The organism is Comamonas sp. UBA7528 (assembly GCF_002479375.1).
Lineage (GTDB): Bacteria > Pseudomonadota > Gammaproteobacteria > Burkholderiales > Burkholderiaceae_C > Comamonas.
The window spans coordinates 376,710-389,256 of sequence record NZ_DLMU01000001.1 but is presented as its reverse complement, the minus strand read 5'-3'; the positions used below and the strand labels follow the sequence as shown (position 1 = coordinate 389,256).

The following is a 12,547-nucleotide window of genomic DNA, read 5'->3' as shown; positions in this document are numbered from 1 at the left end:
GCCGCCAGAGCAGCCGGAGCAGCCGGAGCAGCCAGAGCAGCCAGAGCAGCCAGAGCAGCCGGAGCAGCCAGAGCAGCCAGAGCAGCCAGAGCAGCCAGAGCAGCCAGAGCAGCCAGAGCAGCCAGAGCAGCCAGAAGACGATGGCGGAAACCAGAGCTGGATCTGGAAGAACCGCTTTTAAGTGCGCAAAGCCCGCCGGCTTCGCCACATGCAATGACACTAGACTGCGCCCGGGTGGCGCAGGGAATGGATCGTATGAACCCCAAAGACCGGGCGCCCCGTGGCGCCGCCAAACCTGCTGCCGGCGCCCGCAAACCGCGCGCAGCCGCACCGCGTGCCCCCCAGGTGGTGGACGCCGCCGAGGTGAATGAAGCCGTGGACGCCGCTGACACCGCCCTGGAAGCGCAAGGCTATGCCTTCGAAGATGTGGTGTCGGGTGCCCTGGACGCCGACGAAGCACGCGAAGACCTGGCGCCGGCCAAGCGCGTGCTGCAACCGCAGGCCGAATCGCCCAAACTGCACAAGGTGCTGGCCCAGGCCGGCATGGGGTCGCGCCTGGAGATGGAAAAGCTCATCCTGGAAGGCCGCATCTCGGTCAACAACGAGCCGGCCCACGTGGGCCAGCGCGTCCAGTTCGGCGACCAGATCAAGGTCAACGGCAAACCCATCCACTTCCGCATCGAGCCGCCACCGGCCCGTGTGATCGCCTACCACAAGCCCGTGGGCGAAGTGGTGACCCACGACGACCCGCAAAACCGCCCCACGGTGTTCCGCAAGCTGCCCAAGCTGCACGCCGGCAAGTGGCAGTCGGTCGGTCGTCTGGACCTGAACACCGAAGGCCTGCTGCTGCTGACCAACTCCGGTGCCCTGGCCAACAACCTGATGCACCCACGCTTCGGTCTGGAGCGTGAGTACGCGGTGCGCGTGCTGGGCGCCTTGAGCAAGGAAGAAAAGCAGCGACTGCTCGACGGCGTGCAGCTGGAAGACGGCGAAGCCAGCTTCGGCTCCATCGAGGACGGCGGCGGCGAAGGCGCCAACTGCTGGTACCGCGTCACCATCTCGGAAGGCCGCAACCGCGAAGTGCGCCGCATGTTCGAGGCGGTGGGCCACGCCGTCAGCCGCCTGATCCGTATCCGCTACGGCGCCATGATGCTGCCCAAGGGGCTCAAGCGCGGTGCCTGGCTGGAGCTGGACGACAAGGACATCCAGGCCCTGATGCAGGCCGCCGGTGCCGCCATCCCCAAGGCCGCGCCGCGCGAAGGTGCCGGCCTGCGCCGTCCCAGCGCCGACCGCGGTGCAAGCCGCCGCAGCGGCCCGGGTGCCGCGCGTCCGCAGGCGCCACGGCGCTTCCAGGACGGCGGCGGGCCCGAGCGCGACCGTCCGGCACGCTCCGGCGCGCTGTTCGGTGACGAAGGCGCCGCCCGCAGCAGTGCGGCCCGCGCCAAGCGCAGCGCACAGCCGGATCCGCTGAAGACTTCCGCTGGCTATATCGGCCGCGACAGCCTGGAGCGTTACCGCGCCACGCAGAAGAAGGGCTCTGGCGGCGGCCGCCGTGGCGGTAGCCGCTGAGCGGATAGGTCCTGCTTGCCAAGGCTTTGTGCCACCCCGGTAGAATCAAGGGTTTTGCCGGTGTGGCAAAAAACGAACTAAAACCTGATTAGGAAAATCAAATGGCTATCGAACGCACCCTCTCCATCATCAAGCCCGACGCAGTTGCCAAGAACGTGATCGGCCAGATCTACTCGCGTTTCGAAGGCGCTGGCCTGAAGATCGCCGCTGCCAAGCTGGTGCACCTGTCGCGCGCTGATGCCGAGCAGTTCTACGCTGTGCACGCCGCACGTCCTTTCTTCAAGGACCTGGTGGACTTCATGATCTCCGGCCCCGTGATGATCCAAGTGCTGGAAGGCGAAAACGCCATCCTGAAGAACCGCGAACTGATGGGCGCCACCGACCCCAAGAAGGCTGAAGCCGGCACCATCCGCGCTGACTTCGCTGACAGCATCGACGCCAACGCCGTGCACGGCTCCGACGCTGCCGAAACCGCAGCCGTCGAAGTGTCCTTCTTCTTCCCCGGCATGAACGTCTACGCACGTTAATCCCATGACTCCCATGCTGGCCAAGGCTGCTGCTAAGGCGGCACCCCCTGCATGGGAGTGCCGCCCATGCCGTGGTCTGGGCATGCAGATATGACCACCAATCTTCTTGATTTCGACCTCCAGGGGCTGGTTGCTTATTGCGAGCAACTGGGGGAAAAGCGTTTCCGTGCCACGCAATTGTTCCGCTGGATCCACCAGCGTGGCGCGAAGGACTTCAGCCAGATGACGGATCTGGCCAAGTCGCTGCGTGAAAAGCTGCAGCATGAGGCGGAAATCCGCCCGCTGCCGGTGATCACCCAGCACGAATCCCAGGACGGCACCATCAAATGGCTGTTCGATGTGGGGGACGGCAATGCCGTCGAATCCGTATTCATTCCCGAAGACGACCGCGGCACGCTGTGCGTGTCCTCGCAGGCGGGTTGCGCCGTGGGCTGCCGTTTCTGCTCCACGGGCCACCAGGGCTTCAGCCGCAACCTTAGCACGGGCGAAATCCTGGCGCAGCTGTGGTTTGCCGAGCATTTCCTGCGCAAGCACCTGAAGACCGATGAGCGCGTCATCACCAATGTGGTGATGATGGGCATGGGCGAGCCGCTGCAGAACTACAGCGCGCTGGTGCCCGCCCTGCGCACCATGCTGGACGACCATGGCTACGGCCTGTCGCGCCGCCGCGTCACCGTGTCCACCTCCGGCGTGGTGCCGATGATGGACCGCCTGTCCCAGGACTGCGCCGTGGCACTGGCCGTGTCGCTGCATGCGCCCAATGACCCGCTGCGCGACAACCTGGTGCCGCTGAACAAGAAGTACCCGCTGGACGAGCTGCTGCAGGCCTGCCAGCGCTATCTGGAATTTGCCCCGCGCGACTTCATCACCTTCGAGTACTGCATGCTCGACGGGGTCAACGACCAGCCGGAGCATGCCAGGCAGCTGGTGGAGCTGATCCGCAGCTATGGCAACGGCCGTCCCTGGTGCAAGTTGAACCTGATCCCGTTCAACCCGTTCCCGGCCTCCGGCCTGTTACGCTCGAGCAATGAACGGGTGGCAGCCTTTGCCAAGGCACTCAGCGATGCCGGGATTGTGACCACGGTGCGCAAGACGCGCGGTGACGACATCGACGCTGCATGTGGACAATTGGCGGGGGATGTGAAAGACCGCACCCGCGCCGCAGAACGCATGGCCAAGCAGCGCACCATCATGCTCAAGCCGGCGGCAGGTTAGAGAACTCAGAGCGAGCGGCCAGACCACCATTCGACAAGGGACCTCCAGATGTGCTTTCATTCCGGGAATGCCAAGACAGGTTGCCAGCGCAGGGCGATGCGCCCCAGCGGCGCAGCAACTTGGGCATTTGCGGTGGCGCGATGCGCCAGCACATCTTCGGTCCGCATCCTGCAGGCGCTGGAAAGCGTCGCTGCACCCTGCCATGTCCGCACCGGCATGGCATGTGACTTGCAAGCAGTCCCGCCGCACCAGGCCGGGCTGGCGAACGGACCGCAGCCCACCCTGCAACACGCCCTGTACCGCACTGCGCACCGCAGCGGGCAGGCCGGGGTACTCAGGGGTAGCTGCGGCCAGCCTCGGCCCGCAGGTCCTGTGGCCGCAGGTCGGACCAATGAAAAAGCTTACGAGATAGATGCAGGCAATCGCGTGATCGCCTACCATCTGGCAGATTTGCTGTTCGAGCTGCAAAGGGGGGAGCGTGCGCGCTTTCCCTTCTGTCGTTTGAACAATGGCGGGTACGCCAATGCCAAGTCCCTGAGGGAGGGGAGCCGCGTGGAGCGGGCATTGGATGCGACCTTGGCCATGCGACAGCGGGTTCGCCCGCTGCCGCGCCGGTTAGCGGATTCCACAGAATGGCAACGTTATGAGCAAGGGGCTTTCCATGGCTGAGCTCCAGGAAGCAGAAGTGACAGAACAACTCGAATCGCCACCCGCACAACAGACTGCAGGCAGTCTGCTGCGCCAGGCCCGTGAAGCGGCGGGCATGCATGTTTCCTCCTTGGCCGATGTGCTCAAGGTACCCGTGGCCAAGCTGCAGGCGCTGGAAGCCGACGACTGGCAGGCCCTGCCGGATGCGGTGTTCACCCGCTCGGTGGCGCTGAGCATCTGCAAGGCCTTGCAGGTGGATGCGGCACCGGTCATGGCCTTGCTGCCCAAGTCGGCAGCCACACAGAAGTTCACCGCGCCCGGTCCGGGCATCAACGAGCCTTTCCGTGACAAGGCCGTGCGCTCCGTGCACGACACGCCCAACCCGGGCGGTGCCTGGAAGTGGCTGGCCTTGGCCCTGCTGGCAGGTGCCGGCGGCGGGGTGTGGTACTTTGCCCAGAAGCAGGATCTGCGCGATGCGGTGGTCGCTTCGGTGCAGGAACGCTCGGAGCGTGCCATGGGCACGTCACAGTCGGCGCATACCGTGGATGTGGCGCCGCCGGAAGTCCCGGCGGCCGAACCCGTGGCCGCCCAGGAACCGGTGGCTCCGGCCGCCGCCGAAGCGGCCGCGCCTGCGGTGGCAGCCGTCCCGGCGCCCGCAGCAGTGGCGGAAGCCCCGACAGCGCCCGCTGCGTCTGCGGCACCGGCTGCCGTGGCTCCGGCAGCGGCTGCGCCAGTGGAGCCTGTGGCTGCTGCGGCGGCCACTCCCGCGGCTGCTGCGGGCCAGGCAACCTTGCGCATCCAGGCCCGCGCTGCGACCTGGATCCAGGTGCGTGGCGGTGGCAAGGTGCTGGAGCAAAAGACCCTGAATGCGGGCGAATTTTTTGAAACCCAGGCACCCAAGCCGCTGTCGGTGGTGATTGGCCGCGCAGATGCGGCCGAGGTGCAGGTGGGCGGGGCAGCGTTCGATCTGGGGGCCGTGGCCCGCGAGAACGTCGCCCGATTTGAGGTGAAGTAAGAAGTGCAAGACTCGCAAAATTTGCAGCAGACAGGCAGCAGTCCGATCGCGATTGCCAGCCCGCTGCCGCGCAAATCGCGCCAGGCCCGTGTGGTGTGGCGCAACAACGTGGTCACCGTGGGGGGCGATGCGCCCGTGCGCGTGCAGTCCATGACCAACACCGACACCGTGGAGGCCGTGGAGACGGCCATCCAGGTGCGCCAGCTGGCCCAGGCCGGCTCGGAGATGGTGCGCATTACCGTCAACACGCCGGAGGCGGCGGCAGCCGTGCCCTACATCCGCGAGCAGCTCGACCGCATGGGCGAGTATGTGCCGCTGGTGGGTGACTTCCACTACAACGGCCACCGTCTGCTGACCGACTACCCGGCTTGCGCCGAGGCGCTGTCCAAGTACCGCATCAACCCCGGCAATGTGGGCAAGGGCGACAAGAAGGACAAGCAGTTCGGCCAGATGATCGAGATCGCCGCCAAGTACGACAAGGCGGTGCGCATCGGCGTGAACTGGGGCTCGATGGACCAGGAAATCATGGCCGAGCTGATGGACCAGAACTCCCGCCGTGCCCGGCCCTGGGAAACGCGCCAGGTCATGTACGAGGCGCTTATCACCTCGGCCATCAGCTCCGCCGAGCTCGCCCGCAACATCGGCCTGAATCCCGACAACATCATTCTGTCCTGCAAGGTCAGCGGCGTGCAGGACCTGATCTCGGTCTACCGCGAACTGGCACGCCGCTGCGACTACGCGTTGCACCTGGGCCTGACCGAAGCCGGCATGGCCACCAAGGGCACGGTGGCGTCCACGGCGGCGCTGTCGGTGCTGCTGCAGGAAGGCATTGGCGACACCATCCGCGTCTCGCTCACGCCCCTGCCGGGCGAAGCACGCACGCAAGAGGTGGTGGTGGCGTCCGAAATCCTGCAGGCCCTGGGTCTGCGCGTGTTCGTACCCAGCGTCACGGCCTGCCCGGGCTGCGGCCGCACCACCAGCACCACGTTCCAGGAACTGGCCAAACAGATCGACGACTTCCTGCGCGGCGAGATGCCCGTCTGGCGTGCCAAATACCCCGGCGTGGAGGCGATGAAAGTCGCCGTGATGGGCTGCATCGTCAACGGTCCGGGCGAAAGCAAGCATGCCGACATCGGCATCAGCCTGCCGGGCAATGGCGAAGCGCCTGCGGCACCCGTGTTCATCGATGGTGAAAAGGCCTTGACACTGCGCGGCGAGCACATTGCCCAGGAGTTCCAGGCCCTGGTGCAATCCTATGTGGAGCGCCGCTACGGCCAGCCCGGATGAGCGTGCTGGCACAATCGCCTGGAAAAACCATAGCTGCCTGTGCTTGTGCACCATGAATTTCGGGTTTGTTTCAGCCTGAAATTCATGTTGTCAGTGCAGAAGTTGCTCCTGAAATTGTGAGCGCACATCCGAATTGTTGAAGAGATCGTTGAAGTGGCAAAGACCGAAAAACTGAGCGCCGTCAAAGGCATGAACGACATCCTTCCCGGCGAATCCGAACGCTGGGAATGGCTGGAAGCGCAGGTGCGCGATCTGATGGGGCGCTTTGCCTATCGCAATGTGCGCACCCCCATCGTCGAACACACGCAGCTGTTTGTGCGCGGCATCGGTGAGGTCACGGACATCGTCGAAAAGGAGATGTACTCCTTTGAAGACAAGCTCAACGGCGAACGCCTGACCCTGCGCCCCGAAGGCACGGCCAGCCTGGTGCGTGCCACCATCGAAAACAATCTGCTGTACGACGGCGGCAAGCGCATGTGGTACATCGGCCCCATGTTCCGCCACGAACGCCCCCAGCGCGGCCGCTACCGCCAGTTCCACCAGATCGGTGCCGAAGCCCTGGGCTTTGCCGGTCCCGATGTGGATGCAGAACTGATCCTGCTGGCCGTGTCGCTGTGGAAGCGCCTGGGCCTGACGCAGTGGCGCCTGGAAATCAACAGCCTGGGCCAGCCCGAAGAGCGCAAGGCCCACCGCGAGGCGCTGATTGCCTACCTGGAGCAGCACACCGAGGTCATGGACGAAGAGGCCAAGCGCCGCATGTACAGCAACCCGCTGCGTGTGCTGGACACCAAGAACCCGGCGATGCAGGAGATGGTCAACGCAGCGCCCAAGCTGCTGGACTACTTGGGCGAAGCCTCGCTGGCCCACTTCGACGGCCTGAAGGCCATTCTGGACGCCAACGGCGTGCCCTGGACGGTCAACCCGCGTCTGGTGCGCGGCCTGGATTACTACAACCTCAGCGTGTTCGAGTTCGTGACCGATCTGCTGGGCTCGCAAGGCACCATCTGCGCCGGTGGCCGCTACGACTACCTGATCGAGCAGGTGGGCGGCAAGCCGGCACCCGCCGTGGGCTGGGCGTTGGGGGTGGAGCGCGTGCTGGAGCTGGTCAAGGAGCTGGGCACCGACATCCCCGCACCGCAGCTGGACGTCTACGCCATCGTGCCCGACGCCGCCGCCATGCCCGTGGTGCTGCGCACCTTGCAGCAGCTGCGCGAAGCCGGTGTGCGTGCACAGATGCACACCGCAGGTGTTGAGGGCATGGGCTCGATGAAGTCGCAGTTCAAGAAGGCCGATGCCTCGGGCGCGCGCCATGCGCTGATCTTCGGCGGTGATGAACTGGCGCAGGGCCAGGTCACCGTCAAATCCCTGCGCGACGGCGAAGGCCGCCAGCAGCTGCAAGCCCTGGCCGAAGTGGCCCAATGGGCTGCCACCCTACAATCGAACGCTTAACCTGATTGCAGACACACGCTATGGCAACGCATCTCGACCTCGAAGAACAAGAACAGATCGACCAGCTCAAGCATTTCTGGAGCCGTTGGGGTACGCCCATCACCGGCGTGCTGGTGGTGGCTTTCGGCGGTTTCGCCGCCTGGAATGGCTGGCAGTACTGGCAGCAGCGCCAGTCCGTGCAGGCGGCGGCCCTGGCCGACGCCGTGCAGGTGGCCATCGAATCCAAGGACGACGGCCGCGTGGCCCAGAGCCTCAAGGACATCCAGGAAAAATACGCCAGCACCCAGCAAGCCGGACTGGCTGCACTGGCTGCCGCCAAGGCCCAGGCCGATGCCGGCAAGCTCGATGACGCCAAGGCCACGCTGACCTGGGCCAGTGAGAAGGCCGGAGACGACGGTCACAAGGCCGTCGCCCGCCTGCGCCTGGCTGCGGTGCTGATGCAGCAAAAAGACCTGGACGGCGCCAGCAAGGTGCTGGCCGGCAGCTTCCCGGCGGAATTCGCCGGCGTGCAGGCCGATCGCCAGGGCGATCTGCTGCAGCTGCAGGGCAAGGCCGAAGAGGCCGTGCAGGCCTACGAACGTGCCTACAAGGCGCTGGATCCACAGAACGAATACCGCCGCCTGGTGGAATTCAAGCTCAACGCACTGGGCGTACAACCCCAAACCATGGCTGCCGCTGGCGGCACGGAGACTGCAAAGTGAAGATTCGGGCACATCGCGCAGAGGGCGCAGCAACATGGATGACCGTCGGCCGCTGGGCAGCCAGCGCCGCACTTGTGACCGCCCTGGGCGGATGTGCCTGGTTCGGCACCAGCAAGCCCAAGCCGCAGGATCTGGGTCCGAACGTGGTCAAGCTGGACATCCGCCAGGCCTGGACGGCCCGCGTGGGCGCCATCAAGGACGTGAGCCTGAGCACCCACGTGCTGGGTGACGCCGTCTATCTGGCGGCTGCCGACGGCACGGTGGTGGCGCTCAATGCCCGCAACGGCCAGGATCTGTGGCGCACCTCGGTGGGCAAGCCCTTGTCCAGCGGCGTGGGCAGCGACGGCGTGACCACGGCCGTGGTGACCAAATCCAACGAACTCATCGGCATCATCGACGGCAAGCAGGCGTGGAGCAAGCGCCTGGAGGCCGGTGCCTACACCGCACCGCTGGTGGCTGGTGCCCGGGTGTTCCTGGTGACGGCAGACCGCACCGTGGCGGCCTATGACGCCCGCACCGGCCAGGCCCTGTGGTCGCAGCCGCGCACCGGCGAGCCGCTGGTGCTGCGCCAGCCAGGCGTGCTGCAGGCGGTGGGCAACACCCTGGTGACGGGCATGGCCGGTCGCCTGGTGGCACTGCAGCCCGACAACGGCGCCGTGTTGTGGGAGGCCCCGCTGGCCAGCCCGCGCGGCACCAACGACGTGGAGCGACTGGTGGATCTGGTCGGTCCCACGTTCACACAAGGCAATGTGGTGTGCGCACGCGCCTTCCAGGCCAGTGTGGGTTGCGTGGACGCCGCCCGTGGCCAGGTGCTGTGGACGCAAACTGCCAGAGGCTCTGTGGGTGTTGGCGGCGATGCAGAATTGCTGGCAGGCACGGAAAGCAACGGGGTGGTGCAGGCGTGGGACCGGGCCGACGGCAAGAAGCTGTGGTCGGTGGAACGCTTCCAGCACCGCCGCCTGACGGCACCGTTGCTGCTGGGCCGCTCCGTCATCATGGGTGACGATGCGGGCCTGGTGCACGTACTCTCCAAGCAGGATGGTTCGCACCTGAACCGCCTGCAGACAGATGGATCCGGCATGGCAGCCGCACCCGTGGTTGCAGCCGATACGCTGGTGGTCGTGACACGCAATGGTGGCGTGTACGGCTTCCGGCCGGAATGAGATTTTCTTCGGAATGAAGCCAGTAATTGCCCTCGTAGGGCGGCCCAATGTGGGCAAATCGACCTTGTTTAACCGCATGACCAAGTCGCGGGATGCGATCGTGGCCGACTTCGCCGGCCTGACGCGTGACCGCCACTATGGCCAAGGCAAGCAGGGCAAGCACGAATACATCGTGATCGACACCGGTGGTTTCGAGCCCGATGCATCCAAGGGCATCTTCAAGGAGATGGCCAAGCAGACCCGCCAGGCCGTGGCGGAAGCCGATGTGGTGCTGTTCATCGTGGACGCCCGCGCCGGCCTGTCGGCCCAGGACCATGAAATCGGCAACTACCTGCGCCGCCTGGGCAAGCCCGCGCTGCTGGTGGCCAACAAGGCCGAAGGCATGCGCGAAGGCGCACAGCTGACCGAATTCTATGAATTGGGTCTGGGCGACGTGGTGGCCGTTTCGGCCGCCCATGGCCAGGGTGTGCGCAGTCTGGTGGAGCAGGCACTGGGTCAGCTGAACCTGCCCGAGCCCGAAGAGGAAACGCTGGACGATGTGGAGAAAGCCCCCATCCGTCTGGCCGTGGCGGGCCGCCCCAATGTCGGCAAGTCCACGCTGATCAATGCCTGGCTGGGTGAAGAGCGCCTGGTGGCGTTCGACATGCCGGGCACCACGCGCGACGCCATCTCGGTGCCGTTCGAGCGCAATGGCCAGAAGTTCGAGCTGATCGATACCGCCGGCCTGCGCCGCAAGGGCAAGGTGTTCGAGGCCATCGAGAAGTTCTCGGTGGTCAAGACGCTGCAGGCCATCGAAGGCGCCAACGTGGTGCTGCTGCTGATCGACGCCACACAGGGCGTGACCGACCAGGACGCCCACATCGCCGGCTATGTGCTGGAGAGCGGCCGCGCCGTGGTGGTGGCGGTCAACAAATGGGATGCGGTGGATGACTACCAGCGCCAGATGTTGGAGCGTTCGATCGAAACGCGTCTGTCGTTCCTGAAGTTTGCGCCGCTGCACACCATCTCGGCACAGAAGCGCCAGGGCCTGGGCCCGCTGTGGGCGTCGCTGGTGCAGGCACACAAGTCGGCCACCTGCAAGATGCCGACGCCGGTGCTCACGCGCCTGCTGCTCGAAGCGATCCAGTACCAGACGCCCAAGAAGGTGGGTTCCTACCGTCCCAAGATGCGCTATGCCCACCAAGGTGGCATGAATCCGCCGCTGATCGTGATCCACGGCAACTCGCTGGAGCATGTGACGGAAGCGTACAAGCGCTTTCTGGAAGGGCGGTTCCGCAAGGAGTTCAATCTGGTCGGAACCCCCTTGCGCATCGAGATGAAGACCTCCCACAATCCCTACTCGGATTGAGGCAGGAATAGTCAGTCCACAGCCCGGTCCCAGCCATGCGCAAGGCTGGAATACCAGGGCTGTGTTAAGGTGTACGTTTACAACAACATTTCCGAACACGGAGAATATCGTGAGCAACAAAGGCCAACTTCTGCAAGATCCTTTCCTGAACGCACTGCGCCGTGAACACGTGCCGGTGTCGATTTACCTGGTCAACGGCATCAAGCTGCAAGGTCAGATCGAATCGTTCGACCAGTACGTGGTGCTGCTGCGCAACACGGTCACCCAAATGGTTTACAAGCACGCCATCTCCACCATCGTCCCCGGCCGTGCCGTGAATTTCTCGACGGCCGATACCAGCGAAGCCCCTGCCGCTTGATTAGGTTTTTCATGTTTCCCTCCCTGTGCCAGCCACAGGGTGGGGGTGTGATGTCGGTGCTGCGGAGGGTCCATGACTGATACTTCGCGCTCTGCCACGGCATCCGCCCCAGTGGTTCTGGTGGGTGTGGACTTCGGTCTGCCCCATTTCGACCAAGAGCTGGAAGAGTTGGGCTTGCTGGCACAGACTGCCGGCCTGAACCCTGTTGCGCGCATCACCTGCAAGCGCAAAGTGCCCGACGCGGCACTGTTTGTCGGCAGCGGCAAGGCGGACGAGATCCGCATGCTGGCCCAGATGCACGGCGCCAAAGAAGTCCTGTTCGACCAGGCGCTCAGCCCTGCGCAGCAGCGCAACCTCGAGCGTGCGTTGGAAATGCCGGTCAACGACCGCACGCTGCTGATCCTCGAAATCTTTGCCCAACGCGCCCGCAGCCACGAAGGCAAGCTGCAGGTCGAGCTGGCGCGTCTGCAGTACGTCGCCACCCGCCTGGTGCGGCGCTGGACCCACTTGGAACGCCAGGCCGGCGGTATCGGCGGCCGTGGCGGCCCCGGTGAAAAGCAGATCGAGCTGGACCGCCGCATGATTGCCGACGCCATCAAGCGCACCAAGGAACGTCTGCAGAAGGTCAAGAAGCAGCGTGCCACGCAGCGGCGCCAGCGTGAGCGCCGGGATGTGTTCAACATCTCGCTGGTGGGCTATACCAATGCCGGCAAATCCACGCTGTTCAACGCCCTGGTCAAGGCCCGCGCCTATGCGGCCGATCAGCTGTTTGCCACGCTGGACACCACCACACGCCAGTTGTATCTGACGGAAGCGGGGGCTTCGGTCTCTCTGTCTGATACCGTGGGCTTTATCCGTGACCTGCCCCACGGTCTGGTGGATGCCTTCCAGGCCACGCTGCAGGAAGCGGTGGACGCCGATCTGCTGCTGCACGTGGTGGATGCATCCAATGCAACCTTTCCGGAGCAAATGGATCAAGTGCACAAGGTGTTGGCGGAAATCGGTGCCCAGGACATTCCCCAGGTGCTGGTGTTCAACAAGCTGGATGCCCTGGAACCCGGGCAGCGTCCGGCGGTGTTGCAGGACAGCTACGAGGTGGACGGGGTGGCCGTACCGCGGGTGTTTGTCAGTGCCCGGTCGGGTGAGGGCTTGCCTGCGTTGCGCCAGTTGCTGGCCGACATTCTGCTGGCACGCCAGGAAGGGGCTGCAGATATGACCCCAGATGACGACGCCAATTTGTAAACGGCTGGCTGACAGGATTGGGCAC

Annotated in this window: 13 protein-coding genes; 12 read left to right on the top strand and 1 reads right to left on the bottom strand. The window is 64.9% G+C overall.

Annotated elements, in window-relative coordinates:
- Positions 1-220, bottom strand: a 220-nt coding sequence (locus tag B3349_RS01850; RefSeq protein ID WP_291585897.1) for a hypothetical protein, incomplete at its 3' end; no start/stop codon positions are given.
- Between B3349_RS01850 and B3349_RS01845 the strand changes: the two genes are divergently transcribed.
- The 12 genes from B3349_RS01845 to hflX all read left to right on the top strand — a co-directional run bounded on the left by B3349_RS01845 (position 214) and on the right by hflX (position 12,522).
- On the top strand, positions 214-1,569 hold the full coding sequence (locus B3349_RS01845; RefSeq protein WP_291585896.1) for a pseudouridine synthase: 1,356 nt from the start codon (positions 214-216) through the stop codon (positions 1,567-1,569). The genes B3349_RS01850 and B3349_RS01845 overlap by 7 nt on opposite strands.
- 101 nt (positions 1,570-1,670) lie before the next feature.
- Positions 1,671-2,096, top strand: coding sequence for a nucleoside-diphosphate kinase (ndk, locus tag B3349_RS01840; protein ID WP_066533958.1), 426 nt, complete (start codon positions 1,671-1,673; stop codon positions 2,094-2,096).
- 90 nt (positions 2,097-2,186) lie between these two features.
- Entirely contained in the window at positions 2,187-3,311 is a 1,125-nt protein-coding gene (rlmN, locus tag B3349_RS01835) for a dual-specificity RNA methyltransferase RlmN (protein ID WP_291585895.1), read from the top strand.
- Between the two features lie 426 nt (positions 3,312-3,737).
- Positions 3,738-3,980 carry a hypothetical protein gene (locus tag B3349_RS01830; protein WP_291585894.1) on the top strand — a complete coding sequence of 81 codons (243 nt, stop codon included), beginning with the start codon at positions 3,738-3,740 and terminating at the stop codon, positions 3,978-3,980.
- A gap of 16 nt (positions 3,981-3,996) precedes the next feature.
- Positions 3,997-4,974: a helix-turn-helix domain-containing protein gene (locus B3349_RS01825; RefSeq protein ID WP_291585892.1), complete on the top strand. Its 978-nt coding sequence runs from the start codon at positions 3,997-3,999 to the stop codon at positions 4,972-4,974.
- A 3-nt stretch (positions 4,975-4,977) separates the two neighbouring features.
- Positions 4,978-6,261 (top strand): flavodoxin-dependent (E)-4-hydroxy-3-methylbut-2-enyl-diphosphate synthase, encoded by a 1,284-nt coding sequence (gene ispG, locus B3349_RS01820; RefSeq protein ID WP_291585890.1) that lies wholly within the window; start codon positions 4,978-4,980, stop codon positions 6,259-6,261.
- Positions 6,262-6,414: 153 nt separating this feature from the next.
- Complete coding sequence (hisS, locus tag B3349_RS01815; protein ID WP_291585889.1) at positions 6,415-7,710, top strand: histidine--tRNA ligase; 1,296 nt, start codon at positions 6,415-6,417, stop codon at positions 7,708-7,710.
- 20 nt (positions 7,711-7,730) lie between these two features.
- On the top strand, positions 7,731-8,411 hold the full coding sequence (locus B3349_RS01810; RefSeq protein ID WP_291585888.1) for a YfgM family protein: 681 nt from the start codon (positions 7,731-7,733) through the stop codon (positions 8,409-8,411).
- Positions 8,412-8,449: 38 nt separating this feature from the next.
- A complete protein-coding gene (bamB, locus tag B3349_RS01805; protein ID WP_291585887.1) occupies positions 8,450-9,574 on the top strand; it encodes an outer membrane protein assembly factor BamB in 1,125 nt (374 codons plus the stop codon).
- Positions 9,575-9,587: 13 nt separating this feature from the next.
- Positions 9,588-10,922: a ribosome biogenesis GTPase Der gene (gene der / locus B3349_RS01800; RefSeq protein ID WP_291585884.1), complete on the top strand. Its 1,335-nt coding sequence runs from the start codon at positions 9,588-9,590 to the stop codon at positions 10,920-10,922.
- Positions 10,923-11,031: 109 nt separating this feature from the next.
- Complete coding sequence (gene hfq / locus B3349_RS01795; RefSeq protein ID WP_066533936.1) at positions 11,032-11,280, top strand: RNA chaperone Hfq; 249 nt, start codon at positions 11,032-11,034, stop codon at positions 11,278-11,280.
- A 72-nt stretch (positions 11,281-11,352) separates the two neighbouring features.
- Positions 11,353-12,522, top strand: a complete 1,170-nt coding sequence (hflX, locus tag B3349_RS01790; protein WP_066533932.1) for a GTPase HflX — start codon at positions 11,353-11,355, stop codon at positions 12,520-12,522.
- Positions 12,523-12,547 lie beyond the last annotated feature (25 nt).

Excerpts from the sequence above, each read along its gene's own strand:
- der (WP_291585884.1), top strand. The coding sequence starts at position 9,588 with ATGAAGCCAGTAATTGCCCTCGTAGGGCGGCCCAATGTGGGCAAATCG.
- rlmN (WP_291585895.1), top strand. The coding sequence starts at position 2,187 with ATGACCACCAATCTTCTTGATTTCGACCTCCAGGGGCTGGTTGCTTAT.
- ndk (WP_066533958.1), top strand. The coding sequence starts at position 1,671 with ATGGCTATCGAACGCACCCTCTCCATCATCAAGCCCGACGCAGTTGCC.
- bamB (WP_291585887.1), top strand. The coding sequence starts at position 8,450 with ATGACCGTCGGCCGCTGGGCAGCCAGCGCCGCACTTGTGACCGCCCTG.
- hflX (WP_066533932.1), top strand. The coding sequence starts at position 11,353 with ATGACTGATACTTCGCGCTCTGCCACGGCATCCGCCCCAGTGGTTCTG.
- B3349_RS01845 (WP_291585896.1), top strand. The coding sequence starts at position 214 with ATGACACTAGACTGCGCCCGGGTGGCGCAGGGAATGGATCGTATGAAC.
- B3349_RS01810 (WP_291585888.1), top strand. The coding sequence starts at position 7,731 with ATGGCAACGCATCTCGACCTCGAAGAACAAGAACAGATCGACCAGCTC.